The following is a 23,807-nucleotide window of genomic DNA, read 5'->3' as shown; positions in this document are numbered from 1 at the left end:
TATTACTTGCATGGTGATGGGAGAGGCACTCTCTTATAAAAAGTGCGCTAAAAGGTTGCGTTTAAAGGCAGGAGAATAGGTTTTTAAAAACGCTAAGAACCCCAGCGCACCTTACACAGGAGCGGGGGGAGGGTAGATATTAGGGCCGCGGGGGATTATTAATTGTGCCCTGTTGAGCCAAACCCGCCTGTTCCACGCCCTTGTGTGTGGTTTCCTTCATGTGTTTTACATGAGGTATTTTCCTGATCTGGTTTGATGACACGTACATCGACTTGAGTAACAGGTGCGATGACTGTTTGTGCAATGCGCATTCCACGTTGAATGGGAAAGTCTTCTTGCCCTAGATTGATGAGAAGAACTTTCACTTCACCACGGTAGTCACTATCAATCGTTCCGGGGGTGTTTAAGCATGTAATACCATGTTTTAAAGCCAAGCCAGAGCGTGGACGTATTTGTGCTTCATAGCCAGGTGAGAGGTGGAAAATTAAACCTGTGGGGATGAGGGCACGTTGCCCGGGAGTTAAAACGATTGTTTCATTTTCTGCCAATGCTGCCCGCAAATCAAGACCAGCAGAGCCGGCTGTGGCATATTGGGGAAGATCTAAATTTTGCCCGTGAGCAAGGCGTTCTACCGAAAGGGTAAGCTTTTGTGAAGGGGCGGAGGAAAAATCACAAGAAGAGGTAGAGGTGCTCTTTTGGCTGTGTGCATGAGCATTAGGGGAAGGGTGAGACGAAGTGGAGGAGGGATGAGACATAACGTGGAGTTTCCAAAATATAAATGACAGCGAGCCACTTTAACAAAAGCTTCCAAGCAAGACAAGCCGGTAAAGGTGTGTGCTGATGAAGGGGCTGCTGATGAAAGGCTTATCGGTGGGGGGTGTGTTAGTGTGGAGGTTTGTTGATAAGGGGTGCTAATGAAGATTTATCGGTGAGGTACAAGGAGCATGAAGAGGGGGGAGGAAGGTCACAAGGGGTGCTGCTCTTTTGGCTCATGTGCATAAGCATTGGGAGAAGAGGTGAGATGAGGTGGGATAGGGGAGTGAGGCAAGGCGGTTGGATGAGATGGAAAGAGGGGAGGTGGGAGAAGCGTGGCATAAGGTAAGAGGGAGATGAGGTGGCGAGGTAGAGAGGGAGGTGGAAAGAGATGAGATGGGAGGAAGGATGAAGTGGGAGAAGAGGTGAGATGAAGTGGGATAGGGGAGTGAGGCAAGGCGGTTGGATGAGATGGAAAAAGGGGAGGCAAGGTGGAGGAAGGTGAAGAGAGATGAGATGGGAGAAAGAATAAAGTGGGAGGAGGGATGAGGCGGTGCGGTCGAGAGGGAGGTAGAGAGGGAGGCAAGGTGGTTTGGTGGGGTGGGAAGAGGCAAGGTGGGATTGTTTATATACTGCCAATGAGGATACCCGTTGCAAGGACTAAGGCTCCACCCACGATAACTTGGAAAGAAGCGCGCCAGAAAGGTGTGGCCATAAATTTATTTTGGATCCAGACAATAGCCCAGAGTTCAAAAAATACGATAAGGCAAGCAAGGGTTGTTGCAAGGTAAAAGTTGTCAATAAGATAGGGAAGAGCATGGCCTAGCCCCCCAAGCATTGTCATGACGCCGTTGGCAATGCCTCTTTTAAGTGGAGAGCCACGCCCCGATAATTTTCCATCATCATGGGCTGCTTCAGTAAAGCCCATTGAAAGACCTGCACCAATTGCAGCAGAAAAACCTATCAAAAAAGTTTGATAGGTATCACCTGTTGCAAAGGCTGCTGCAAAAGTGGGGGCAAGGGTTGAGACAGACCCGTCCATTAGACCTGCAAGGCCAGGTTGAATCCACGTTAAAAGTGTTTGTTTATATGCTTGCGTTTGTGATGAGGTGGTTTGATCTTCTTCTTGTGCTGTTTGAAAATTTGTTTCATTGCTCGAAATGTCTGAAAGAGTAGGCTCATCAGATGAAAGCTCTGAGGTTGGTGCAGGAATATTGCAAGCTGTACGCAGAGATTCTTGAAAATGCTCAAGCTCTTTGGTGCCCATTTTGGCAAAGATTGCTGCTTGCTCTGGACAATGCTCTTGTAGAGCTTTGGCATATTTTAAATAAAGTGCTGCTTGTTCTTCTTGTAATTTGAGAGCATAAGCGACCATTTCTTGGCATAAAGGGGGGTCAAAAGTGTTATGATGTGAAGAGGGGGAGGAGGACTTTGACATTGTTGCTCTCATTATTAGAATAATTCTAAAATGTAGGGGGCATCAAACAAAAGTCAAATTTAGATATCGTTGGGTTGGATATCAAAACTCAAATCTTGGGTGTAAAATCAATCTTAAATGTAAGGTCTAATTTGGGATGTAGAGTCAATTTTAAGTGTAGAGTCAATTTTTGGGTATAAAGTGCCCTTAAAGTTTAGCTGCACTGTGGGGGTGCGGGTTGTGTTGCAAGATGGCAGTTTGGGTTGTGGGTGGTATGTCTTGTGTTGTAGGTGTTAGGGTGTGTAGGGGAAGGGATGCGCTTAAAAAGCGTGTGCGGGTGTGTTACACGGGTGGCGCGTGTTGGAGGGGGGGATGTGCCTTGTGTTAGAGGGCGGTGCTGTAGCTTTGCAGGTTTTTGCTTTATGGTGTTTATTGTTCATCCATCATTTGAGAGGAGCCCTTTGGATGCTACATACAGACTAAGGAGCATGAACAACAAACTGGCAAGGACATTCCACCCAGCAAATGACAGAAAAAGAAAGCGCACTGGTGCTTGAGCACAAGAGGGAGATGCTGGAGGCTTTTCCAGTGAAGTAAAAAGCTGGTCTACACCTGTTGTGAGTGTTGTTGTATTTAAGCTGCAGTGGGCTGGTGCTGGCCAAAAGTGATATTCAACACCGGTATGATAGATTGCAAGCCCAAGGCTTGTTGCCATGAGCACAAAAACGCATATAAATAAAAACCGTACCAGAGAAGACAGGCAAGAAACCCATGCTAAAAGGCCTGCTAAGATTAAAAGCGGGAGAGCACCGTAATAGGGCAGGCGCTCAAGCAGGCATAAGTGGCATGGAAAATAACCACCGATAATTTCAAAGCTTAGTGCGATAGCCAGTGTGGCGGCAAGGCAAAGGGTTAGAAAAAAGGCCCACAAACTTTGCTCTTTATTGCTTTGTTTGCGATAAAGATGTTTCTTTATAAAGCATTGGCAAGGCAAAGAGGCATTCATTTTAACAATTCCTTCAAGTAGACGAGGAAATGATTTTAAAAAGCAGAGTATAATTTATAAACTAAGAGGTTATAGACTAACAAGAGAATAATCAAACCAATGGGCACAAACCATGTAAAGTGACGAAGGAGCAGATCGATCGCTTTTTGACCAAAACGTCGAATAAACCAGGCAAAAAGATAAAAACGAGCCCCACGCGCTAAGAGACAGATGACAATAAAAAGCGGGAGAGGTACGCCCATGACCCCTGATAAAAGCGTGACAAGCTTGATGGGTGGAAAATGGAAAAGCCCTGATGTGATCAGTAAAATTACGAGAAATTTTAGTGTTGCAGCATTTTGAAATGTCTGAAAACTTTCATATTTACCGTAGAATTCTAAGATCGGTTTGGCGATGGTATCGTAAGCATAAAAACCTATGATCCAGCCAAATGCACCACCTAAAGTGGAACACAATGTGCCAATTAATGCATAGTGATAGGCTTTTTGCGGGCGAACAAGCGCCATTGGAATGCACAAGGCATCAGCCGGAACAGGAAAAAAGGAACTTTCAAAAAAAGCAATAAACCCAAGCCAATGTGGTGCTGTGCGACGCTGTGCTAATGATACAACCCATGCTTTTAATTTGTTTAACATCATGGTTTTAAAGCCCCTATAGTATAGTTTCCCCTATAGTTTTTTGCACATACTTTCAAAATTAAAGCAGGTCAATTTGATGGGTTAAACATGATGCATAGACTTAAAAAAACAAAAGTCCAGTTAAAAAATGAAAGTCCAGTGTTGACGAATCTCTACTTCTTCATATAGTGCAAGAGAAAAGGGCACAAGCTTGCCTTATGTCTTGATAAATACAGTGTAATAAAAGCTGCAGTGTGCGGGTGTGGTGGAACTGGTAGACGCGCCAGACTCAAAATCTGGTTCCGAGAGGAGTGTCGGTTCGAGTCCGACCACCCGCACCATAGACAAATTTCTTCCAGGCATGGATTTTTACTTGGGTAAATGAACGGGTGCGTTTATTTGGGGAATCTGAGGGCGTGTGCTGTTTTTCAATTTAGGTGAGTGGGGGGAGGGGGTAGGGATTTTACCCCCCTTTGGTTGAGTGAGGGGGCTGTTTTGGAGTTGGAGTGGGGAAGCGGTTTGTCTCGTAGTTTGAGAGTGTGAATGAAGGTTCGGTTGCTTAGGAGAGGCCCGAGGGCGTGTGCTGTTTTTTTCAATTTAGGTGCCATGGGGGGAGGTGGTAGGGATTTTACCCCCCTTTGGTTGAGTGAGGGGGCTGTTTTGGAGTTGGAGTGGGGAAGTGGTTTGTCTTGTGGTTTGAGAATGTGAATGAAGGTGCGCGTTTATTTGGGAGAGACCCGAGGGTGTATGCTGTTTTTTCAATTTAAGTGAGTGGGGGTAGGGGGTAGGGATTTTACCCCCTTGGTTGAGTGAGGGGGCTGTTTTGGATTGGAGTGGGGGAGTTTTGATGCATTTATTTAAGACTATTTAAGTTTTCGCATAACCCCAATAGGTTGCCATTAGGTCTAGACAGTCGCGCAAATGATCGGCAAGAGAATTTTGCCTGCGTTTTACAGGGCTTAAGTCTTTGATTGATTGGTTATAGCCGATTACTTGCTCAACAAGTTGATAGCCAAGAACACCCAGTTGAATCTTAATCGCTTGTAATTGATCTGTTGCTTCCATTTGGCGTTCAAGGGTATCTGTATAATAATGGCCGCCATCGACTTTTTGACGAGTGTAATCGATGCCCATGTGTGTGTTACCTTGTTGTATGTTCCAATAATAATAAAAGCGTTCTGCTGCTTTATATTGTGCTTTGCTGATGTGTCCTTTTGCATATAAAAGGGCAATGGGGCGACTGTGGGCGTCGGCCACTACAACAATGGTGCGTGGGTTGCTGGGGCTTTCTTGATGGGTTGGTTGAAAATAAGGATTGCTTGTTTCGATAAGCATTTCTTCTGTTTTTAGGTGGCCAATGTGCTGGTGTTTTGTATATGGGTGTGCATAATTTACAGTGTTTTTTTTGAGTGCATTGGTATTTTTATCGTGGTGATATTTCATTGCTTTCCTCCTTTAAGATGAAAAATGTGTCAGAAGATTTTCAAATGGAAATGAAAGGGATTAAATGAGAATGAGTGAGGGGCTTTAAAGTGGGAGGGTCTTTTAAATAAGGATGGGGGTTTTAAGAAAATGGGAGGGGATGAGTGAACATAAGAGGGTGGTTGGTAAAAATGATAGGGGGTAAATGAAAATGAGGGGGTAAATGAGGGTGATGAGCATGAGTAAAACGGGGGTGAATGAATGAGACTGAGGGGAATGAGTAAAGAATGATGGGGATGGGTGGAAACGGGGTTTTAAGTGAGAAAAAATTACTGAAATGGTGTGTGTTAACATGGGCTCTTTATGGTGTGAGTGTTTTTTACGCTGTGGAGTGTTTTTAAGGACAGGGGAGTATTCTTTAGGGGATGGTTTTGTTTTTGTATGGTTTTGTTTTTAAGGGGTGATCTGTTTTAAAGGTGTGGTGTGTGTTGGGTGGTGGGTTGCTTTAAGGGGTGGGGCAAGGCTGCATTGTTGGGCAGGGTTGTAAGAGAGGGGAGGTTGTGTTTTTCTTTTGTGATTGTGGGGGTTGTGTGTTTGTGTGCTCTTGGGGTTGTGATGAAAAATGGAGTTGTGAGGGGGGATGAGAATGAGGTTGTGATGAGGGGTGTTTGTCTGTGAATTCAAGATAATGGCGTGGTTCTTGGTGGGGTGTTGAAGAGCAACGGTAGCGGTAGGTTTTAGGGTCAAACCAAAGACCGATTTTTCCTTCAAAATCGCCTGAGCGTTGTTTGGCGATGTTCATAATTACCCCGGGGCGGGCTGCTAGTTCAGCTTTTTCTGTTGCACGTTGGGCTGAAAGAATTTTATCCTCTAAAGAGCGGTTGCGCCAGATTGTAATGATATTAAATGCATTGGCTCCAATTTCTGAGGCTCCTTTTATATCTTCAGTGCCAGGAATATCTCTCTCTATACCACTTTTGCGTGCATGGGCGACAAGGTGAACGTGCACGGCATTTAAAATTGCCCAGTCAACAATTTTATAGACTGCTTGTTCTTGCCCTGTGTAGTCATCTGCAGCGATGCCAAGGCGCATCAAACTATCGATAATAAATTGATCGCAACCATATTTTGCACGGCAATAGTCAAAGACATCAAGCAGGGTTTGGATGTCTGATTTGCCTACGTGCTCATACAAAATGAGACCATCATCTAAAAAATGAAGAATTTGTTCGATCATGGTTTTTGTTGGTTGGTTATCTCCCCCTGTTTGTCTGATTAAACGGCGAAGCGATTGTTCCCCCTTCATTTCGAGTGAGGCTAAACAAAGACGGCTTTTTTGCGCAATCCAATGGACAATACAGTCTGATAACAATTGGCTTTTGCCAGCACCACTTGCACCGCTCCAGAGGGTTAATTCTGCTGGGCGAAAATACAATTTGCCATTTAACTTTGGATAGGGAAGTGTATAACCAAGATGCTGTTTGGGAGTGGGCCAAAACAGCTCGATCACCTGGTTGTGATAATCAGATGCACGTTTTAATCCCTCTGGTGCAAAGCTTTGGGCTTTTGAAAAAGCGGCTTTTATGGTTGAAGCCTTAACACCTGATTTTAAACAGTCATTGGCATCTTTACATGGCAAGTGGACACGATAACACCGGTGGCGACCAAGCCTGTGGGCAATTTCAAGGGCGGCTTCTTCACCTGGTTTGTCCATGTCGGTTGCTAAGAAAATTTTCTCGAAAGGTTCTAGGTGATCAAATTCATTTTCAATCCAAGCGTGTTTGCCCCCTTTGCCCCCTCCAAAGGGGACTGATAGGGCTGGGTACCCATAGGCTGCTAATGAAAGCGCATCAATTTCACCTTCGGTGATAACAAGGGTGCGCTGTGTTGGGCAAAGAGCCTGCCAGCCAAATAAAATCGGTTCACAATGAGAAGCTGTGGGTTTTGCTTTTGCGCCTTCTTGTGCAGTGCGCGCTTTTACCAATGCAAGCGTACCATCGGGTTTATAAAATGGAAAAATGATCTGGTTTCCATCTTCTTGGATGCGATAACGTTTTAAGATATCCAAGGGGATATGCCGTTTTGTGTGTAAATAATTTTTCACCTCATGGCGGGGTTCGCCCCCTTTTGGAACAGGGGGAAGGCGATAGGAATGACGCGGGGCCATAAAGGGTTTTGGGCGTGAAAGATTTAAGTAAGAACGGGCTTCATCTAATGCTTGAGAAAGGCTGATTGCTTTAACAGCACACCACAGGTCTAAAAGGTCACCGCCACTTCCTTCTGCAAAATCATACCACAAACCTGCTTTGCTGCCCTTTAAACAAAGCGATAAACTTTGACCCGGTTCACCTTGTGTGCTGCCCACAATCCAATCATTACCGCGTTTTTTTCCTTGTGGGAGAAGCATTTGTGCAACCGATTCTGCTTGAGATGCAAGCTTTTGTTTGATTTCAAAAATCGTGCTCATGTTCCCCTGCTTGTAGTCGTCTATATCGTGTTTGTGTTGTGTTTGAAGTTTATGTTTGTGTTGTATTTGTATGGCGCTTAAAGTTATGTTTGCATTGGTTTTCTTATGTTGCTTTGTTTGTTTGGTTGTGTTGGCTTTGGTTTTTAATTTGGGTTTTTGTTACTTTGCTTGATAATTGATAAGGTTACGGTAAAGGGCATCTTCTTGAGTGCTGTGAGGCCGTGTGTTTGAACCAGATGATAAAGCGCAAAGCTTTTCTTGGTTTTCTCTTAATCGCTCGATTTCACGCCGATACCAATTGCGCCATGTGGCTGACCAGTCGACCTTTAGGGCTTGTTTGCCGCTTTTAGCATGCCAATAGTCGCGAAATTTCTTTTCTTGCCAGCGGGCTTGTTCTTCGCTTAGACCTTCTGAGATTGCTGCGTGAATGTCACCCACCCAGTTGGCAGGAAGGCGGTGGCCTTTCAAACTTTTTGTGGAGGAAGAATGCGCGCTGGATGAGAGGGGGGTGGATGATGAGAGGGCGGTGGAAGAATGCGCGCTGGATGGGCATGGAGCGGTCTGCTCGGTGGGATGTTCAGCAGGGTGCTTTGTGGAGTGGGGGGTTGTTTCAGAATATGTGGTGGCAGAATCTGGTGCAAGGAGCCCAGTGGATGAGAGGGGAGTGGTGGAAGATGAGAGTGCGGTGGAAGAATGCGCGCTGGATGAGAGGGGGGTGGATGATGAGAGGGCGGTGGAAGAATGCGCGCTGGATGGGCATGGAGCGGTCTGCTCGGTGGGATGTTCAGCAGGGTGCTTTGTGGAGTGGGGGGTTGTTTCAGAATATGTGGTGGCAAGGTCTGGTGCGAGGAGCCCAGTGGGTAGGAGCTTGGTAGGGTAGTGCTCGGTGGATGATGAGTGGGTGGTGGATGAGTGGGTGGTGGATGGGCGTAGAGCGGTCTGTTCGGTGGGATGTTCAGCAGGGTGCTTTGTGGAGTGGGATTGTGTGGGGAGATGTTTTGTGGAGTGGGGTTTGGTATCAGAATAGACATCCTTCTTTTGTGAAACACCGTTAGGTGTTTCTTTTTCTTCCTTCTGAGCTTTTGAGTTAAGTTCATCATCTGTAGGGCATGTGTTGAGCAGATGTTGAATTTTTGCATTGATTTTTTTACGTTTTTGTGCTGAAGAGCGACCTGCAGAAGATTTTTGTTCAAGCAATTGTGCACGCTCACGAAACACATTTTCGCATCGCTTATTCCATAATCCACAGGTTAAATTTAAAATTTTGCCTTCTGCAATCAACATTTCTAAAACACTGATAAAAGTTCGCTTATCACAACCGCAAAGGCGTGCTAAACGTTCTTCTGATAAATCTAAAGGACGGCCCCTTGCATAAATTTCATTAAGAAGAATTGTATAAATTCCAATTTCGTGCGCACGCATTCCACGTACCCCACCTAAAAAGTCATTTTGATACCAGCAAACATAAGGAAGTGTAGACGATTCATAATTGGGAAATTCAGATTGTTCAGCTTGTTTCATGGGGGGGATAAGCTTTCTTAAATGAGGGGATAAACCTTTTTTAAGGTTTCGTTTTTTGTTTAAAAGGTTTTGATTAAGGCGGCTTTTGTGAAAGAAAAAAACTAAAAACAGCCTTTTTCTTCCTCCTTAATGCGCGCAATCAAAATTTACGATTTTGTAAAATGTTTCTGATTTGTTTTGGTTTTGTTTCATTTTGTTCTATTATTTGTTAGAGTGTTGTATTCATTTTTGTATTTCTCTTAAATCATCTGAAAGTCAGTCGTATTTACTAGAAGGGATGGAGTTTGCAATTTGAGGTTGCATAAACTGTAAAGGATAAATAATACATACAGAAGACATACAGGCTTTGGAGGTGGGCTGTTTGTATCTTTTGGGGTGTTTCATTGTTTTTTGATAAAATGTAGAATTCACTCCCTAAAATAAAATTTATTTATAATTTTATATCCTCTTTAAAGGATATTGCAAGTCAATTTTATGAAAGACTGTGTATTTTATTGAAGACAGCTAAGGGTGAGACTTATGAATATTGATGGTTGGCGTCATAGATTAAATGAAGCACTTATAAAAAGTGGACGATCAAAGCGCTCTATTTCCCTTGCAGCAGGAAAAGGAGCTGGTTATCTCCACTCTATTCTTTCTGAAGGGAAAGACCCCACGATTGAATCGCTTGCAAACGTGTGTCAGACAATTAATGTGAGTATGAGCTATATTCTTTATGGAGAAAATCCTGCCCCTGAAGATCGGGAATTTATTGATCTTCTGGCAAAGGTTTCTCCTGAGGAACGACAGGCAATTTTAACTCTCTTGCGCAGACCAACTGACGAAGTAAAACCATAACAGCTCTTTGACTTTCAGGCTCAAGATTTCCCCAATACTGTATCAATTTTAAATCACTCATTTCAGCTCTCCCAATCTGTTTGTGTTTATTGACTCATCTGTTTTTGCCTATTTATTGTGCTCTTTTGTTTGTTTTTGTGTCTATTTAGAACAAATAGAGAACAATGTGAAAATGGGATAGAAAATTAGTCAATTTTTACGCACTGTTAGAATGTTCGTAAAAATTAAAAATATATCTTCTATTAAGGATAAAACAATTGACATATCTCCCATAGAGGAGATAAGACTAACGCTATATTTGACTATGTCAAGACAGAGTTTAGCTTTATCAACTGTCTGAGGGAGAAATTTATGAAAGACATTCCATTCGTTAAAGAGGATGAAATCCTCATCATTCTTGGTGAGGATGCAGATGATGATGTTTACGTTGGGCCTATTGATTACCTTGAGGAGGTTTTGGACCTTATGGAGCAATGTGATGCTGTTCAAAGATTTTTACGGCTCGATTTAAAGACTCTCCATGCTGATGATGTGAGTGAGCAAGTTGCTGAAGTGTATATGAAATGTCACGATCTTGATGAGCAAGATGGTTACTTTCATCCCTTTATTCTCGATAGTGATGTGTATCATGAGTATTTAGAAGACAAGGCTACCCGTGTGTATCAGGATAGTGTCTATGGGTCTTATGAAGAGCAGCATCGCTTGCGCCCGTGTGATGTTTTGGACCGTTATTGGAGGTAAATTATTATGGCAAACTATCTTCAAACAATTTATCATGGGGTTCCCCTTTATTATGCTGGAACTCTTCGCAACACGATTAGGCTTGAACCACAAAAACACAAGGCAGTTCCTTTTATTTCGCGAAAGGTTGCTCAGCGTGTTGCTTATAATTTGAGCTGCCGTTCACCCCAAAACGATTTTTATGTAGTGCCATAGGTTGGTTGCTTTGCCCCCTCTCTTAAGGGAGATTTTCTTATAGAGAGGGGGGAATCTTTATGTATGGGGCTTTTATAAGGGGCCGTGTTTGGGAGGGCCCTGTTCGAGCGGGTTTTTAAAAGAGCATATGATGGGGGGATGAGGCTGGTGCGAGTGGAGAAAGGGGTATGTAGATTGTGTTGGTGAGAGGAGGATGGCGTTTGGAGGTGAGGGCCCTGTGCATTGGTGAAGGAAGATAAGAGCCAGGTTGGGTTTGCCGCGGTGGTGGGGTAGTTGTTTGAGGTAGTACTGGTGGGAGGATTAGGTGAAGTGTGATGGTGGCTGTGGGAGATGGTCAGATGGCTGGGGCATTAGTGTGAGAGGTGGGTTTGGGAGGGCTCTCTTCGAGAGGGATTTTTAAAAGAGCGTATGGTGTGGGGTGTTGAGGCTGGTGCGAGTGGAGAAAGGGGTGTCGATTGTGTTGGTGAGAGGAGGATGGCGTTTGGGGGTGAAGGCTCTGTGCGTTGGTGGAGGAAGATAAGAGCCAGGTTGGGTTTGCCGCGGTGGTGGGGTGGTTGTTTGAAGGTGGTACTGGTGGGAGGATTAGGTGAAGTTTGATGGTGGCTGTGGGAGATGGTCCGGGGGGGTGTGGGAAGAGATGTGGTGAGGCCAAGCATGAGCTTTGGGGGATGAAATCTATGAAGAGCATGGGTTGGAGAGGAGGGGTGTGATTTCGGCAGGCTGCATGAGTTTGAGAGGCCGCATAGAAAGTGTGTGGTGAGAGAGTGTGGGAGGTTATGGTTTGGCAAGAGAGTAGAGGAGTAGGCACCTTTTATTGATGGAGGAGATGTTGGGGAAGCCGGAGATCAGGCTGTGTGCCGGTGGTGTTGTGGTTGTTTAAGGTGGTACTGGTGGGAGGATTAGGTGAAGTTTGGTGGCGGCTGTGGGAGATGGTTCGGGGGGGTGAGAAGAGAATAAAGAAAGGGAGATGGAGAGAAAATGCCAATTATTATTGATTGTGTTCAAGGAACAGATGAATGGCGCCAGGTACGCAATGGTTTGATTACAGCTTCTTTGTTTGAGATGGTTATGGCGCGCAAAAGAGATGGACAAAAAACACAGAAATATCACTGTGTGATGATGAAACTTGCTGGAGAAAGAATCACAGGAAAATCTGTAGAAGAGGGGACAACACCATCTATGCGACGTGGTACACAGTTGGAACCAAGTGCACGCCAGCTATATGGGATGTTTACGCAGACAGAGCCTGAATGTATTGGTTTTGTTTTAGCTGATGATCGTAAGAAAGGTTTTTCGCCCGATGCTTTTATTGGGGAAAATGGTTTGTTGGAAATTAAAACGAAAAAACCTGAAATTTTGATCCCTCATTTTTATCAAAATATATTTCCTGTTGAGCATAAGGCACAATGCCAGGGAGGGTTATGGATTGCTCAACGTGAATGGGTGGATTTGATGCTTTATTGGCCTGATATGCCGCCTTTAATTAAACGTGCTTATCGTGATGAACCTTATATTCGTAGGCTTGAAGCTGAAATTAACCGTTTTAATGATGCTTTGGAAAATATGGTGCATAAAATTCAACAAGCCGACAGGGGGTTCTTCACAATAGTGCGAGGAAACGGGCCTAGAGAGATGCGTTAAAAGGTGGATCTGGAAAGGTTTAGCTGTGTTGGTAGTGGGAGGTGGTTGCTTAAAGGTGTGCCAGTGGGAGGTGAGGGGGAGAGGTCAGGGAGGTGAGGGGGAAGATTTGGCCCTTTCTTCTAAGGGAATTTTCTTTGGAAAATGGCTTTTTTATGGGGGATTTAGGGGGCGCTTGAGAAGGGCTATATCTGGCAAGAACGTGGCAAAGAGGGGTGGCAGGCAGATTGCGTTGGTGGAGGAGAGAGGTTGAGGGGGGGTGGAAGATTGGGCTGTGCCGGTGGGGGAGGTGGTTGCTTGAAAGTGTGCCGAGGAGAGGAGGCTGGGGGTTTGAGAGGATGAGCGAGGTTTAATAGCGGCTGTGGGAGGTGGCTTGGGGGATTGGGAAGTTGTTTGATGAGAAGAGGCTGGGGTTTGAGGGGATGGATGTTGGATGGCGTTTGAGGGTGATGATTGGGTATGGGGAGATGTTTAGAAAGAGTGTGGAAAGGAGGCGCAAAGCAGATTGCGTTGGTGGAGAAAAGGTTGAGGGGGTGGGAAGATTGGGGTGTGCCGGTGGGGGAGGTGGTTGTTTGAAGGTGTGCCAAGGAGGAAAGGCCGGGGAGGTTGAGGTTTGATGGTGATTGTCGAGAGATTGGGAGATTGTTTGATGAGAAGAGGCTAGGGGATTTAGTGTGAGGAGAGGGGATGGGAGATTGGAAAATTTGGAGGGGAGAAGAGGCCGGTGGAATGGTGCTGCGAGAGAGGATTGAACTCTCGACCTCTCCCTTACCAAGGGAGTGCTCTACCACTGAGCTACCGCAGCACTTGTCAGTCTTTGCGCTGCCTTGTGCCATATTGTTATAAAATAGGCAAGAGAGCATTTATCTCTTCTTGCAAGAAAACGCTTCTTATGGCATGACGTAGACGTTTTTTAAAAGAAATTCTTGACTTAAAATGTATTATTCTTCCAAAAGGTTATAAAAGCAAAAAGCTTGTGAAAGCTAAAGGGCTATAAGAGTTATTGCAAGGGTTGTAAAAGTTATTGCTATGACACATCAAAACCAGAATACACAAACAAAAGATGCCCAAAATGATAAGAAAAAACAACGTGAGCGAAGGCTGACAAAGCAATTGCGCGACAATCTGAGACGACGAAAAGAACAAAGTCGAAAACGCTCGCAAGAAGAGTGTACAAAAGAATTTTCAGTTTGCGAAAAAGAACGCATGGTTTAAAAAATGTGACGCCATTGTTTACACCATACACCAGTGTGGTTTTAATGAATGAGTGCTAAACCATGAGCAAAGAATCACTGCCCCAAAAATGACATTATTGTGAAAAGAGATCTCAAAAAGATAGAATATATGATGGGATAAGGTAGAGTAGAATAGACAGTAAGGTAGAGTAAGATAACAATAGGATAGAGTGCAAATACGATGGATTCGATTAAAATTATTGGAGGAAATACACTCCAGGGGGTTATTCCTATTTCGGGCGCTAAAAATGCTGCTTTGCCTTTGATGATTGCAGCATTGCTTACCGAGGAGACATTGATTTTAGACAATATTCCTCATTTGAGCGATGTTGAGCTTTTGATCCGAATTTTGAATAATCATGGTGTCGGTTATGCTGTTGAAGGACGCAAAGTTCATAAAGATTGTGCCGATTCAAGAACAATCCATTTTACTGCAAAAACAATCACATCAACGCGTGCTCCTTATGAACTTGTGACAAAAATGCGTGCAAGCTTTTGGGTTATTGGGCCTTTGCTGGCACGGTGCCGGGAAGCAAATGTTTCATTGCCTGGGGGATGTGCTATTGGAACAAGGCCGGTTGATTTTGTCCTCGATGGGCTCAGATGTTTAGGTGCACAGATCACCATTGAAAAGGGATATGTTCATGCCACAGCACCCCAGGGATTAAAAGGGGCGCAATATCAATTCCCTAAAATCACTGTTGGGGGAACGCATATTATGCTGATGGCTGCTACCTTGGCACAGGGCACAACTGTTCTTAAAAATGCAGCTTGTGAACCTGAAGTGACAAACCTTATTCAAGCACTCAAAGCGATGGGGGCTAATATTACCGGGGAAGGGACCTCAACCCTTACAATTCATGGGGTTGAAAAATTGCACGGTGCACGGGTTGGTGTGATTGCTGATCGAATCGAGGCAGGAACCTATGCAATGGCTGTGGCAATGACCGGTGGACAGGTGTTGTTGAAACATGCAAACCCTGATCATCTTATTGAAGTGCTTGAAGTGTTGCAAAAGGCGGGGCTTACTATTGAACACAAACCAGATGGTCTTGAAGTTACCCGCGATCATACACAAACAAAGATTACGCCAGTTGATATTACAACTGCCCCTTTTCCTGCTTTCCCAACTGATCTTCAAGCACAATTTATGGCCTTGATGGTGTGTGCTCAAGGGTGTGCGAGGATTACTGAAACCGTTTTTGAAAATCGATTCATGCATGTGCAAGAATTGGTGCGGTTGGGTGCGCAGATTACGCTTGATGGAAACACGGCCATTATTCATGGAACCGATCATTTGCAAGGGGCACCAGTGATGGCTACAGATCTACGTGCTTCCGTTTCTCTTGTTATTGCTGCACTTGCTGCACAAGGAGAGACAATTGTAGGCCGTGTTTATCATCTTGATCGTGGGTTTGAACGGTTGGAAGAGAAATTGTCCAATTGTGGGGCCAATATTCAACGTATAACGGCTTGAGTAATGCTCTCTTTAGGGCGTTCTTCGAGGGGATTTTTTCTTTGATGGGGCCCATCTTCGAGGGATGTTTTTTAAAGAGCATGAAAGGCAAGGGTGCAAGGCTCGTGCGAGCGAGGGAGAAGTGCGGGGGTTGGGGAACCGTATTTTGAGGGTGAATCTGATGGGGGCGTGAGTGTGAGAGGTTGCATAAAGTTGGGGAGAAAGGGGATGAGGTTTTGAGTTTAGGAAAGGAGGGGGCTTTAAGTTCAGGAGAGGAGCAGGTTTGGAAAAGCCCTGTGGGAGAGGGAGGTGTGGGGCATGAATGGGGGATGGGGTGAATAGGATGCTGGAGAAAAGCTGGCCAGGGGGCTTGGGAGAAGTGTGGTCTTATAGCTGAAAATTTTCGGGGAGCGCTTCCCAGAAATCTGGAACCTCATTCTTTAAACGGGGGCCTAAGCGTATGGCTGAAACATGTTGGGCAAGGCCTGTGCGATCTGAGAGTTCAACGGCAAATCCACAAAGTGTTACCGGGCCTTGCGCGGGTTCATAACGACTCCGTTTTTTCTTATAAAGAAAACGGTATAAAGGCTCTTCCTTATCCATACCAAGAGAGGAATTGTAATTTCCGCACATTCCTGCGTCTGATAAATAAGCGCTGCCTCCTTCTAAAATCTGTGCATCAGCTGTGGGGATATGTGTATGGGTTCCTACGATGACGCTGACGCGACCGTCAAGAAAATGGCCAAAACATTGCTTTTCACTTGTGGCTTCTGCATGAAAGTCAAAGATAATAGCGTCTGCTTGTTCACGCAAAGGGCAGGCGGAAACAATCTTTTCAGCTGCTTCAAATGGATCGTCGGTGGTACACGGCATGAAGACGCTTCCCAAAACATTGGCGACGAGAACTTGCGCTCCATTTTTTGCTGTTATGAAACAAGAGCCTCTACCAGGGGTGCCTTGGACAAAATTGGCAGGACGTAAAAAACGCTCACTATAAGTGGCAAATTTCAAAGTTTCTTTATGGTGAAAAGCGTGATTGCCTGTGGTGACAACGTCAACGCCTGCTGCTAAGAGATTTTGGTACACATCTTGCGTGATGCCAAAGCCATGAGAAGCGTTTTCACCATTTACAACAACACAGTCAAGTTGCCAATGTTCAATGAGTTGGGGAAGTGTGTGACAAACAGTAGAGCAGCCTATTTCCCCCACAATGTCTCCTAAAAATAAAAATCGCATAAGGGTTTTAAGCATAATTTAGCGTTCTATAAAACCCTTTTCTGTGAAAATTTTCTGTAAAACAAGGTCATGCTTTCTTTCAGGGATAGACTCCACTTCCTGACATGAGAAGCTTAAGCCCCATAAATGTACACGGTGCCCATGTTTTTGAAGATGCTCAATGGCGCGATCATAGTAGCCTGCACCATAACCAAGGCGGTGGCACTGGTTATCAAACGCACAAAGCGGCACGATGATCACGGTGGGGGCGACAACTGCATTATTTGCGCTGGGGCCAAATGTGTTAAACCGCATTAGCTCTAGCTGTGTTGTTGATGCAAATGTTCGAAAAACCATTGTTGTTTCATCAATAACAGCGGGCAGTGCTACATGCCCCCCACGCGATGAGACAAAATCGAACAAAGGGCGTGGGTCTATTTCTGAATGGATTGGCCAGTAGCCGGCAAGAATTGTATGTGAACAATCCCCAGTCATTTGTTCAAGATAATGTGCGATGTGGGAACAGGCACGGTGCGAAAAGGCGGTGCGCTCATGTGCACAAAGGGCATTACGCTGTGATATGCCAAGAGTACGCAAACGTGATCTCTCAGACGAAATGGATTGCGAACGTTGGGAGGTTGTGGGCATTGTTCAGTTTGTTATCTCTTCAATCAATAAAAAGCAATCACATTTGAAAAATGTTTTGGGTGGGGACGAGCTGGTTATTTCAATCAGTATAAAAGAAAGGATGGGTAAAAGGAAGGTGTTACAAAGACAGATGTATAGGAGGAAGAGCGGGTGTGGGCTTTTAAGGGTAGATTTAAGTGTGCTTGTTGAGGGGATGTTGGCTTAACATTGGTGTGTGGGAAGTTTTGTGGGGGATGGGCGAGGCTGGTGCGAGCAAGGAGGGGGCAAGGTTGTGGGGAGGGCATGTGGGTGAGGAGTGGAAACTAGAAGTGTGCGGTGAATGCTCTGGGTGATGGGGACGGGGTTCATTCGTGTTGTGGAAGAGTATTGGAAGGAGAGGTGGAGAGAGTTGTTGGTGATGGGGAGAGGAACATTGGGTGTCGTGGGGGCTTTTCTAAAGGAGATTTGGGAGTGTTTTGGGGAGGAAGGTGAGCTACGTTGGTGGAGGTGTGAAGATGCGTGGGAGCAGGCCAAGAGTTTGTGGAAACCAAATTGGTTATACCGGCTGTATAGGAGGCTGGTGTAAAGGTATTGGGGGGGTGGTGGGGGTTGGAAGGATGGATGTGTTGGTGTGGAGGAATGCTGGAGGGGGAAAGGTCGCTAGAGGGAAAGGAAGATGACTAGGGGGGAGAGGGTATCTTGAGTGGAAGGGAAAATGGTGAACCGCAACGACCGATGGAAAAGTTTGATTCCGAGGACCTAGGCTACTAGGTGGGTGCCGTGTGAAAAGGCCCACGAGCCTTTTCAGGGACAGCTCCCTTGGGAATCAATAAGGTCTCAGGAATATGTTATTTCCTATCGAGAAGCGCAGAACACCACCTTTCATTATAGGGTAGTTTAATGATTTCTACTAGAAAAAAATTATTTTATGATTTTTTAAAATGGCTCAAATATTTTGATCAAAATCTTTGCTTAAAAGCGTATCAATACGGTTTTGGACTTGTTGCATTTGTGGGTAAAATGTTAAAGCTGTTTTGTAAGCTTTGATGGCAAGGTCTGGTCTTTCTGTTGCTTCCATGACGATTCCAAGCTCAAAAAATGCAATATAATTGCGAGGTTCAAGTTGAAGGGCGTGATGAAGGTCTAGCATTGCGAGTTTGAAGTCGCTTAATTGGATGTGTATCCATGCACGTCTGCTCCAGGCTTCAGCATAGGTGGGGGAAAGTGCAATTGCTGTGTCAAGATAATCTAAGGCAAGGCCATAATTTTCTGCGCTAATGCCTTGTTCAGCCCATGTCATCAAAAGATCAATGGTTTCGCTGCCAGATTGCGACCATAATCGTTGAATTTGCTGACTTATAGTTTTAGCTTCCTTTGCATTGGCGCAGTATTTTAATTCTTTCAATAAACGCACAATCTCTTTTTCTTTACGCTGTTTAGTTTGATGAGCGTGGCCGTGGTATGGCGATTTTTGATCTTCTAAAAGAGTTGCGCCCGCATCTGGTTCACGAGGTGTTGTTGATGGTTGATTCGGGATGAGATCATCCAACGGTAGGAGTGATTGTGGGGAAGGTTCTTCAAATGGTGAAGATGGGGAAGATGCAGCAGAAACAAGTGGAGTAGGTGAAAATGAAGAATGCACAAGTGAAGGCGGTGGTGGTGAAAACGCAGTAAGTAGAGATGGTGTGGGTAGAGATAGTGCGGGTAGAGGTGGGGTGGGTAGAGGTGGGGTGGGTAGAGATGATGAGAGAGAGGACACACTAAGAGAAGGTGGGGGTGAAGTTATAATTGGCAAGGAGGGTGAGGTTGTGGGTGAAGATAAGGCAGGAGTAGATGAGGCGAATGCGAATGAAGGGATATATCCATTACCGTGAGAAAGCAAAAAAAGAGCGCTGACACAGACTGAAATAAATATCTGTTTTTTCAAAGTCTTGAAATACAGAGGAAGAAAATGTGTCATCAAAAAAGATATGTTATAAGAAAAGCTTTGAGAGCCTTCAAAAAGCAAAGTGCCTGCAAAAAACAGCAGGCCACACCATTATTAACCTTGACGTGCTCTAAACCGCGGATTGGTTTTGTTAAGGATGTAAATACGACCTTTGCGGCGCACCAACCGATTGTGGCGGTGACGTGTTTTGAGTGCTTTGAGCGAATTTTTAATTTTCATAATAATCACCGTTTATAACGCATACTCATGATACGATACCCTTTTGGCATCATCATACATAGTTTCTCTCATCACCGCTTTAAAACAACACTACGCTTCTCTTAAAGAGATAACACCATTCATCGCTAATGAATAAGAAGAAAGATAAATTTCTAGCAGGGTGTCTTAATTTTGTCAACTAAGCATTTGCTGTGGAATTAAGGAAAAGAGAGAAGGGTATTGAGTGTATTGTTGAGTAGGGGAGGCTGGTGTGAGGTGTGAAGGCAAGGAGAGCTTGGGGACAAGTGAGGGAGGAGAGGATATGGAGCGTGGGGGTGGAGAAGGTATGGGGTGTCTAGGTGGGTGATGTGTTGGTGGGGAGGAGTGCGGGCTGAGATGTGGTGTGGGGGGTAAGTTGTGGACGCTCTGTTGGGTTAGTGTGAGTGAGTGAGTGGGAGGGATATTAGGGAAGAAGATGGGGGGGAGCGGGGGAGAGAGTGTGTGGGAGGGAGAGGATATGGAGCATGGGGGTGGAGAAGGTATGGGGTGTTGTGTAGGTGGGTGATGTGTGGGTGGAGAGGAGTGCTTGAGGGCGTTGGTGGGAGCAGGCTGGTGGGTGAGGTGCGCTGGTAGGGAAGTTTGTGCTGGGTTGATAAAGGAGCACGGGCTACGGTGTGGTGTGGGGGACAAGTTGTGTGTGCTCTGTTGGGTTAGTGTGCGTGGGAGAGATATTGAAGGCGAGGATAGGGGGGAGCGGGGGAGTGTGCGTGGGAGGAGCAGGTAGGGGTTGTAGGGGAGAAGAATTTAATAAGATGAGGAGAAAAGTGCGTGAGCAAGTAAGTAAGCATTGGTGGGAGAAGTTATGAGTACATTGATATAGAGGGAAGACTGGGGATTTCGGTTTGAGAGAGCGGATTTGGAGGGGGCATGCGGGTGCGGGGGTGTTGGAAGAAAAGGGCTTGAGGGACAATTGAGGATCCTGATGGGGGAGTTTGTGTTGGGAAGAGAATGTAACAAGTGAGGTTGTCGGGGAGGGTAGTTTGAGAGGGAGAGGAGGAAAGTGTGTGGAAAAAGGTGAGTGTTGGTGGGAATAGGCTGTTTGTATCGGTGCGCAAGAATGGTGTCTAGGAAGAGGGGTGTTAAGGGTGGTCAAGAGGCGAGAGGATTTGTGGGTGGGAAGTAGGAGAAGCGTTGAGTGTATGGTGTGCTGGTAGGGAAGTTTGTGCTGGGTTGATAAAGGGGCGCGGGCTACGGTGTGGTGTGGGGGGACAAGTTGTGGGGGCTCTGTGGGTTAGTGTGTGTGGGAGAGGGAGGATATGGGGCATGGGGGTGGAGAAGGTATGGGCGTTGTGTAGGTGGGGGTGATGTGTGGTGAGAAAGGAGTGCTTGAGTGTGTTGGTGGGAGCAGGTTGGTTGTATTGGTGTAGGGGAAATGCTGGAGAAGATGTCGAGGGCTTTGATTTGAGAAGGTGGATCTGGAGGGGAAATGGTGTTGCAGATAAGGGGGTGTTGGAAGAAGAGGGCTTGAGGGCGAATTGGGGTGTGCTGAGGGGGAAGTTTGTGCTGGGGTGATAGAGGGGTGCGGGCTTCGGTGTGGTGTGTGGGAAGGGGGGTGTGTTAAGGGTGGTCAAGAGGCGAGAAGGTTTGTGGATGGGAAGTGGGAGAAGCGTTGAGTGCACGGTGTACTGGGTAATAGGAGGATATAGGTTAGAAGGTAAGAGGAAGGGTCCGGGTAAAGGAGGGAATGCTTGGGAGGGAGAGGGTATGGGGCGTTGGTAGTGAGGGGGAGTTTAGGAGAAATGGGGGAAGCAAACGAGCATTGATGAGAATAGGTTAGTTGTATTGGTGCGAGAGAATGGTGGGGAGAGAAGATGCTAGATTTTGGTTTGAGAAGGCGGGTTTGGAGGGGAATGGTGTGCGAGTGGTAAAGGGAGAGATTGAGAGTAGATGATGGGCGGGGTGTACTGGTGGGAAGGAAGAGCTGTGAGGGAAGGGATCTGTGGATGGGGAGTGGGAGAAGCGTTGAGTGCGCAATGTGGTGTGGGGCTAAGGAGTGGGAAGGATATTAGGGAAAAGGATGGAAAATGAGAGGGGAGTGCTTGGGAGGGGCTTTATGGGGGCAAAGGGTGGTAGATTATGGAAGATGAGGAGAGGGAGTGGCTGGCCCTGTTAATTGGATGACATGACCCATCTTGCGTTCTGGTTGTACAGAGTTTTTACCATATAGATGGACTGATGTGCGTTCTTGTGTGAGAAAATGTTTGAAGTCATCCAAATTATGGCCAAGAAGATTGGTCATTTCACAATTACTATGGCGGTATGTGCTGCCTAAAGGAAGGCCACAAATGGCACGGATATGCTGTTCAAATTGTGAGGTTATGCATGCTTTTTGCGTCCAATGACCAGAGTTGTGTACACGAGGGGCAAATTCATTCACAAGAAAACGGCCATCTGCTAAAACAAAAAATTCAATGCACAAGATACCAACATAATCAAGCGTGCGCATAACCATAGAGCTTACCTCTTGCGCAGCTTCTTGGATGGCATATGAAACTTTTGATGGAACAAATGTTTTATGAAGAATACCATTTTTGTGCTGATTTTCAGGGCAGTCATAAGCAGTAGAAGCTCCCTGGGGTGAGCGGGATGAAACGACTGAAATTTCTGATGAAAAGGGCACAATTTCTTCTAAAATCGAGGGTTGATAGTGAAGGGTGCTTAAAGCTGCGTCAATGGCCTGTTCACTGGGGTGATGAAGAACAACCTGGTTTTTGCCATCATAGCCAAAGCGCCTTGTTTTCAAAATGCCATGTCCACCCAATGCAGACAGCCCTGAAACTAAAGAAGCGCGGTTATGGACGGCATACCATGAAGCTGTGAGAATGCCTTTTTCATTTAAAAAGGTTTTTTCAAGAACCCGGTCTTGCGCAATTTCCAAAGCTTTAGATGAGGGATAAAGGCGTTTTTCTTTCTCAATATAATGAGCTGTTTGGAGAGGAAGATTTTCAAATTCATATGTAACAACATCACACATTTCAATCAGACGATCTAACGCTATCTCGTCATCATAAGGGGCAACGATATGATGATTGGCTGTTTGCGCTGCTGGGCAATGTGCTTCAGGGCAAAGAACAACTGTGTGGTAGCCAAGTTCTGCTGCTGCCATCGCTAACATACGAGCTAATTGCCCGCCACCAATCAGGCCAATCATACTTCCCGGTTGTAAACTCTCAGGAGGATGGGGCATCTAAAACCTCATTCATAGGGTATTCAGCAATATTTTCTGTTTGTTGTTTTCGCCATTCTTCAAGGCGCTTAGCGAGGCTTTCATCATAAACAGCCATTACTGCTGCTGACAAAAGCGCTGCGTTAATGGCGCCTGCTTTACCTATTGCCAACGTGCCAACTGGTATGCCTGCAGGCATTTGCACTATGGAAAGTAAAGAATCTTGACCCGATAAGATACGTGATTGCACGGGAACGCCAAAAACAGGCAATGGAGTTAAGGCTGCAAGCATGCCGGGAAGATGTGCTGCCCCCCCAGCGCCTGCTATCAAAACTTTAAAGCCTGCTGCTTTTGCCCCTTTTGCAAAGTGATAAAGCCGATCAGGGGTGCGGTGGGCGGAAATGATCTGTGAGACATGAGAAATGCCAAGCTGTGTTAAAATATCCGCGCTATGGCGCATTGTTTGCCAATCTGATTGGCTGCCCATTACAATCGCGACGTCAAATGCGTGTTTGGCCATTCCACATCCTTTTTTGTTGCCAGACTTTATGTGTTGTCAAAGGGACCTGCTTTCTTGCTTGAAAGATCCACTTTCTTGCTTTTTAAAAATTTGCCATTCTAAAAGTTTTCCATTTTTTTGCAAAGTTAATTTTTGCACGATCAAAGTAATTTTTTGCAGAGTTGAATAATAAGCGTCAACTGTTTTTCTTTAATTGACTTATCTCAGATTGTACTTTGCAGGAGGTAAATGGAGATAATGGGGTAAGGTTATTGGGTGATGGAAGTGTGCACGGTGTGTGATGAGAGTGTGGGGGTGTTTTTGGTGGGTTGAGTGCGTTTGTGTAGAGGAATGCTGGGGGGATATGCCGGGGACTTTTGTTGGAGGGGATAGGTTTGTGAGGATGGTTCTGGAGGGGAAACTAGAGGTGTGGGGTGAATGCTGGGCGATGAGAGGTTAGGTTTTTTGTGTTGTGAAAAAGGTATTGGAGGAAGGGGCGGGAGAGAGCTGAGGGATGAGGAGAAAAACGTTTAGTGCTGTGTGGGGTGGTTGCGAGTGGGGGAGTGCTGGGGGCAAGGTTGTGGAGAGGGGCTGTGAATGAGAAGGAAGAGCTGCGAGGTATGTGGTGAATGTTGGGCGATGAGAGGCTAGGTTTGTTGTGTTGTGAAAGGGTGTTGGAGGAAAGGGTGGGAGAGAGCTGGGGGATGAGGAGGGAAAGGGTGTGCTTTGTAGGGAAGATTGGATGCGTTAGTGGAAGGTTATGGTGTGAGGGGAAGGGGCGTTGTAGGA

Annotated in this window: 29 protein-coding genes, 2 tRNA genes, 1 other RNA gene and 1 pseudogene; 17 read left to right on the top strand and 16 right to left on the bottom strand. The window is 45.6% G+C overall.

Annotated elements, in window-relative coordinates; genetic code table 11:
* Positions 1-158: 158 nt before the first annotated feature.
* The 5 genes from dut to GGR10_RS02660 all read right to left on the bottom strand — a co-directional run bounded on the left by dut (position 159) and on the right by GGR10_RS02660 (position 3,814).
* The gene (dut, locus tag GGR10_RS02680) at positions 159-755 is read right to left on the bottom strand and encodes a dUTP diphosphatase (RefSeq protein ID WP_182479794.1); all 597 of its coding nucleotides are present in this window, start codon (positions 753-755) and stop codon (positions 159-161) included.
* A 209-nt stretch (positions 756-964) separates the two neighbouring features.
* On the bottom strand, positions 965-1,339 hold the full coding sequence (locus tag GGR10_RS02675) for a hypothetical protein (RefSeq protein WP_182479793.1): 375 nt from the start codon (positions 1,337-1,339) through the stop codon (positions 965-967).
* 39 nt (positions 1,340-1,378) lie between these two features.
* The gene (locus GGR10_RS02670) at positions 1,379-2,128 is read right to left on the bottom strand and encodes a VIT1/CCC1 transporter family protein (RefSeq protein ID WP_422614137.1); all 750 of its coding nucleotides are present in this window, start codon (positions 2,126-2,128) and stop codon (positions 1,379-1,381) included.
* Positions 2,129-2,606: 478 nt separating this feature from the next.
* Complete coding sequence (locus GGR10_RS02665) at positions 2,607-3,176, bottom strand: disulfide bond formation protein B (protein WP_182479791.1); 570 nt, start codon at positions 3,174-3,176, stop codon at positions 2,607-2,609.
* Positions 3,177-3,211: 35 nt separating this feature from the next.
* Entirely contained in the window at positions 3,212-3,814 is a 603-nt protein-coding gene (locus GGR10_RS02660) for a YqaA family protein (RefSeq protein ID WP_182479790.1), read from the bottom strand.
* 235 nt (positions 3,815-4,049) lie between these two features.
* Between GGR10_RS02660 and GGR10_RS02655 the strand changes: the two genes are divergently transcribed.
* Positions 4,050-4,134 (top strand) — tRNA-Leu (locus tag GGR10_RS02655).
* A gap of 526 nt (positions 4,135-4,660) precedes the next feature.
* Here GGR10_RS02655 and GGR10_RS02650 read toward each other — a convergent pair.
* The 3 genes from GGR10_RS02650 to GGR10_RS02640 form a co-directional block, all read right to left on the bottom strand.
* Complete coding sequence (locus GGR10_RS02650) at positions 4,661-5,236, bottom strand: hypothetical protein (RefSeq protein WP_182479789.1); 576 nt, start codon at positions 5,234-5,236, stop codon at positions 4,661-4,663.
* Between the two features lie 484 nt (positions 5,237-5,720).
* The gene (locus GGR10_RS02645) at positions 5,721-7,682 is read right to left on the bottom strand and encodes a toprim domain-containing protein (RefSeq protein WP_182479788.1); all 1,962 of its coding nucleotides are present in this window, start codon (positions 7,680-7,682) and stop codon (positions 5,721-5,723) included.
* Positions 7,683-7,841: 159 nt separating this feature from the next.
* Positions 7,842-9,203, bottom strand: coding sequence for a YdaU family protein (locus GGR10_RS02640; protein ID WP_182479787.1), 1,362 nt, complete (start codon positions 9,201-9,203; stop codon positions 7,842-7,844).
* A gap of 519 nt (positions 9,204-9,722) precedes the next feature.
* Here GGR10_RS02640 and GGR10_RS02635 point away from each other — a divergent pair.
* The 7 genes from GGR10_RS02635 (at position 9,723) to GGR10_RS02605 (ending at position 13,231) form a co-directional block, all read left to right on the top strand.
* Positions 9,723-10,040, top strand: a complete 318-nt coding sequence (locus tag GGR10_RS02635; RefSeq protein ID WP_010704308.1) for a transcriptional regulator — start codon at positions 9,723-9,725, stop codon at positions 10,038-10,040.
* A gap of 351 nt (positions 10,041-10,391) precedes the next feature.
* Complete coding sequence (locus GGR10_RS02630) at positions 10,392-10,781, top strand: hypothetical protein (RefSeq protein WP_010704307.1); 390 nt, start codon at positions 10,392-10,394, stop codon at positions 10,779-10,781.
* Positions 10,782-10,787: 6 nt separating this feature from the next.
* Positions 10,788-10,976, top strand: a complete 189-nt coding sequence (locus GGR10_RS02625) for a hypothetical protein (RefSeq protein WP_010704306.1) — start codon at positions 10,788-10,790, stop codon at positions 10,974-10,976.
* A 408-nt stretch (positions 10,977-11,384) separates the two neighbouring features.
* Positions 11,385-11,573, top strand: coding sequence for a hypothetical protein (locus GGR10_RS02620; protein ID WP_182479786.1), 189 nt, complete (start codon positions 11,385-11,387; stop codon positions 11,571-11,573).
* Between the two features lie 381 nt (positions 11,574-11,954).
* Positions 11,955-12,617, top strand: coding sequence for a lambda exonuclease family protein (locus GGR10_RS02615; RefSeq protein WP_182479785.1), 663 nt, complete (start codon positions 11,955-11,957; stop codon positions 12,615-12,617).
* A gap of 25 nt (positions 12,618-12,642) precedes the next feature.
* Complete coding sequence (locus GGR10_RS02610) at positions 12,643-12,867, top strand: hypothetical protein (protein ID WP_182479784.1); 225 nt, start codon at positions 12,643-12,645, stop codon at positions 12,865-12,867.
* A gap of 115 nt (positions 12,868-12,982) precedes the next feature.
* Positions 12,983-13,231 (top strand): hypothetical protein, encoded by a 249-nt coding sequence (locus tag GGR10_RS02605; RefSeq protein WP_182479783.1) that lies wholly within the window; start codon positions 12,983-12,985, stop codon positions 13,229-13,231.
* A gap of 113 nt (positions 13,232-13,344) precedes the next feature.
* Here GGR10_RS02605 and GGR10_RS02600 read toward each other — a convergent pair.
* Positions 13,345-13,419: transfer RNA gene (locus GGR10_RS02600), tRNA-Thr, on the bottom strand.
* Positions 13,420-13,643: 224 nt separating this feature from the next.
* On the opposite strand from GGR10_RS02600, the gene GGR10_RS02595 reads away from it, so the two are divergent.
* Positions 13,644-13,829 carry a hypothetical protein gene (locus tag GGR10_RS02595; RefSeq protein WP_182479782.1) on the top strand — a complete coding sequence of 62 codons (186 nt, stop codon included), beginning with the start codon at positions 13,644-13,646 and terminating at the stop codon, positions 13,827-13,829.
* Between the two features lie 201 nt (positions 13,830-14,030).
* Entirely contained in the window at positions 14,031-15,326 is a 1,296-nt protein-coding gene (murA, locus tag GGR10_RS02590; protein WP_182479781.1) for a UDP-N-acetylglucosamine 1-carboxyvinyltransferase, read from the top strand.
* Between the two features lie 366 nt (positions 15,327-15,692).
* Here the strand turns inward: murA and GGR10_RS02585 are convergent, their stop codons facing one another.
* Both GGR10_RS02585 and GGR10_RS02580 read right to left on the bottom strand, forming a co-directional pair.
* Complete coding sequence (locus GGR10_RS02585; protein WP_182479780.1) at positions 15,693-16,556, bottom strand: TIGR00282 family metallophosphoesterase; 864 nt, start codon at positions 16,554-16,556, stop codon at positions 15,693-15,695.
* A gap of 3 nt (positions 16,557-16,559) precedes the next feature.
* Complete coding sequence (locus GGR10_RS02580; protein WP_182479779.1) at positions 16,560-17,168, bottom strand: 5-formyltetrahydrofolate cyclo-ligase; 609 nt, start codon at positions 17,166-17,168, stop codon at positions 16,560-16,562.
* A 176-nt stretch (positions 17,169-17,344) separates the two neighbouring features.
* Between GGR10_RS02580 and GGR10_RS02575 the strand changes: the two genes are divergently transcribed.
* Together GGR10_RS02575 and GGR10_RS02570 are read left to right on the top strand one after the other, a co-directional pair.
* Entirely contained in the window at positions 17,345-17,500 is a 156-nt protein-coding gene (locus tag GGR10_RS02575) for a hypothetical protein (protein ID WP_182479778.1), read from the top strand.
* A gap of 135 nt (positions 17,501-17,635) precedes the next feature.
* Complete coding sequence (locus GGR10_RS02570; protein ID WP_182479777.1) at positions 17,636-17,827, top strand: hypothetical protein; 192 nt, start codon at positions 17,636-17,638, stop codon at positions 17,825-17,827.
* 36 nt (positions 17,828-17,863) lie between these two features.
* On the opposite strand, the gene ssrS is transcribed toward GGR10_RS02570, so the two are convergent.
* Both ssrS and GGR10_RS02560 read right to left on the bottom strand, forming a co-directional pair.
* Positions 17,864-18,024: non-coding RNA, 6S RNA (ssrS, locus tag GGR10_RS02565), on the bottom strand.
* A gap of 69 nt (positions 18,025-18,093) precedes the next feature.
* A pseudogene (locus tag GGR10_RS02560) lies at positions 18,094-18,747 on the bottom strand (tetratricopeptide repeat protein); the annotation flags it as partial.
* Here GGR10_RS02560 and GGR10_RS02555 point away from each other — a divergent pair.
* On the top strand, positions 18,683-19,021 hold the full coding sequence (locus GGR10_RS02555; protein WP_182480099.1) for a hypothetical protein: 339 nt from the start codon (positions 18,683-18,685) through the stop codon (positions 19,019-19,021). The pseudogene GGR10_RS02560 and the gene GGR10_RS02555 overlap by 65 nt on opposite strands.
* 167 nt (positions 19,022-19,188) lie before the next feature.
* On the opposite strand, the gene ykgO is transcribed toward GGR10_RS02555, so the two are convergent.
* Positions 19,189-19,314, bottom strand: coding sequence for a type B 50S ribosomal protein L36 (gene ykgO / locus GGR10_RS02550; protein ID WP_034990194.1), 126 nt, complete (start codon positions 19,312-19,314; stop codon positions 19,189-19,191).
* 426 nt (positions 19,315-19,740) lie between these two features.
* Here ykgO and GGR10_RS02545 point away from each other — a divergent pair, with 426 nt between their 5' ends.
* The 4 genes from GGR10_RS02545 to GGR10_RS02530 all read left to right on the top strand — a co-directional run bounded on the left by GGR10_RS02545 (position 19,741) and on the right by GGR10_RS02530 (position 21,381).
* The gene (locus tag GGR10_RS02545) at positions 19,741-19,926 is read left to right on the top strand and encodes a hypothetical protein (RefSeq protein WP_182479776.1); all 186 of its coding nucleotides are present in this window, start codon (positions 19,741-19,743) and stop codon (positions 19,924-19,926) included.
* Positions 19,927-20,484: 558 nt separating this feature from the next.
* Positions 20,485-20,658 carry a hypothetical protein gene (locus tag GGR10_RS02540; RefSeq protein ID WP_182479775.1) on the top strand — a complete coding sequence of 58 codons (174 nt, stop codon included), beginning with the start codon at positions 20,485-20,487 and terminating at the stop codon, positions 20,656-20,658.
* A 258-nt stretch (positions 20,659-20,916) separates the two neighbouring features.
* Positions 20,917-21,072, top strand: a complete 156-nt coding sequence (locus tag GGR10_RS02535) for a hypothetical protein (protein WP_182479774.1) — start codon at positions 20,917-20,919, stop codon at positions 21,070-21,072.
* Positions 21,073-21,240: 168 nt separating this feature from the next.
* On the top strand, positions 21,241-21,381 hold the full coding sequence (locus GGR10_RS02530; protein ID WP_182479773.1) for a hypothetical protein: 141 nt from the start codon (positions 21,241-21,243) through the stop codon (positions 21,379-21,381).
* Between the two features lie 46 nt (positions 21,382-21,427).
* Here GGR10_RS02530 and GGR10_RS02525 read toward each other — a convergent pair whose 3' ends face one another.
* Complete coding sequence (locus GGR10_RS02525) at positions 21,428-22,540, bottom strand: 5-(carboxyamino)imidazole ribonucleotide synthase (RefSeq protein ID WP_182479772.1); 1,113 nt, start codon at positions 22,538-22,540, stop codon at positions 21,428-21,430.
* Positions 22,524-23,039: a 5-(carboxyamino)imidazole ribonucleotide mutase gene (purE, locus tag GGR10_RS02520; protein ID WP_182479771.1), complete on the bottom strand. Its 516-nt coding sequence runs from the start codon at positions 23,037-23,039 to the stop codon at positions 22,524-22,526. Before purE ends, GGR10_RS02525 begins: the two co-directional genes overlap by 17 nt.
* Positions 23,040-23,807 lie beyond the last annotated feature (768 nt).

This window comes from Bartonella chomelii (assembly GCF_014138465.1).
GTDB lineage: Bacteria > Pseudomonadota > Alphaproteobacteria > Rhizobiales > Rhizobiaceae > Bartonella > Bartonella schoenbuchensis.
Note: the sequence above shows the minus strand (reverse complement) of the source record. Positions and strands in the feature narration are given on the sequence as shown.

Bases quoted from the DNA above. Each gene is read 5' to 3' on its own strand.
- GGR10_RS02640 (WP_182479787.1), bottom strand. From the start codon at position 9,203: ATGAAACAAGCTGAACAATCTGAATTTCCCAATTATGAATCGTCTACA.
- purE (WP_182479771.1), bottom strand. From the start codon at position 23,039: ATGGCCAAACACGCATTTGACGTCGCGATTGTAATGGGCAGCCAATCA.
- GGR10_RS02660 (WP_182479790.1), bottom strand. From the start codon at position 3,814: ATGATGTTAAACAAATTAAAAGCATGGGTTGTATCATTAGCACAGCGT.
- GGR10_RS02595 (WP_182479782.1), top strand. From the start codon at position 13,644: ATGACACATCAAAACCAGAATACACAAACAAAAGATGCCCAAAATGAT.
- GGR10_RS02580 (WP_182479779.1), bottom strand. From the start codon at position 17,168: ATGCCCACAACCTCCCAACGTTCGCAATCCATTTCGTCTGAGAGATCA.
- ykgO (WP_034990194.1), bottom strand. From the start codon at position 19,314: ATGAAAATTAAAAATTCGCTCAAAGCACTCAAAACACGTCACCGCCAC.
- GGR10_RS02530 (WP_182479773.1), top strand. From the start codon at position 21,241: ATGATGGGCGGGGTGTACTGGTGGGAAGGAAGAGCTGTGAGGGAAGGG.
- GGR10_RS02555 (WP_182480099.1), top strand. From the start codon at position 18,683: ATGAGATCATCCAACGGTAGGAGTGATTGTGGGGAAGGTTCTTCAAAT.
- murA (WP_182479781.1), top strand. From the start codon at position 14,031: ATGGATTCGATTAAAATTATTGGAGGAAATACACTCCAGGGGGTTATT.
- GGR10_RS02615 (WP_182479785.1), top strand. From the start codon at position 11,955: ATGCCAATTATTATTGATTGTGTTCAAGGAACAGATGAATGGCGCCAG.
- GGR10_RS02650 (WP_182479789.1), bottom strand. From the start codon at position 5,236: ATGAAATATCACCACGATAAAAATACCAATGCACTCAAAAAAAACACT.
- GGR10_RS02645 (WP_182479788.1), bottom strand. From the start codon at position 7,682: ATGAGCACGATTTTTGAAATCAAACAAAAGCTTGCATCTCAAGCAGAA.
- GGR10_RS02625 (WP_010704306.1), top strand. From the start codon at position 10,788: ATGGCAAACTATCTTCAAACAATTTATCATGGGGTTCCCCTTTATTAT.
- GGR10_RS02585 (WP_182479780.1), bottom strand. From the start codon at position 16,556: ATGCTTAAAACCCTTATGCGATTTTTATTTTTAGGAGACATTGTGGGG.
- dut (WP_182479794.1), bottom strand. From the start codon at position 755: ATGTCTCATCCCTCCTCCACTTCGTCTCACCCTTCCCCTAATGCTCAT.
- GGR10_RS02620 (WP_182479786.1), top strand. From the start codon at position 11,385: ATGGTGTGGGGTGTTGAGGCTGGTGCGAGTGGAGAAAGGGGTGTCGAT.
- GGR10_RS02635 (WP_010704308.1), top strand. From the start codon at position 9,723: ATGAATATTGATGGTTGGCGTCATAGATTAAATGAAGCACTTATAAAA.
- GGR10_RS02665 (WP_182479791.1), bottom strand. From the start codon at position 3,176: ATGAATGCCTCTTTGCCTTGCCAATGCTTTATAAAGAAACATCTTTAT.
- GGR10_RS02525 (WP_182479772.1), bottom strand. From the start codon at position 22,540: ATGCCCCATCCTCCTGAGAGTTTACAACCGGGAAGTATGATTGGCCTG.
- GGR10_RS02670 (WP_422614137.1), bottom strand. From the start codon at position 2,128: ATGGTCGCTTATGCTCTCAAATTACAAGAAGAACAAGCAGCACTTTAT.
- GGR10_RS02630 (WP_010704307.1), top strand. From the start codon at position 10,392: ATGAAAGACATTCCATTCGTTAAAGAGGATGAAATCCTCATCATTCTT.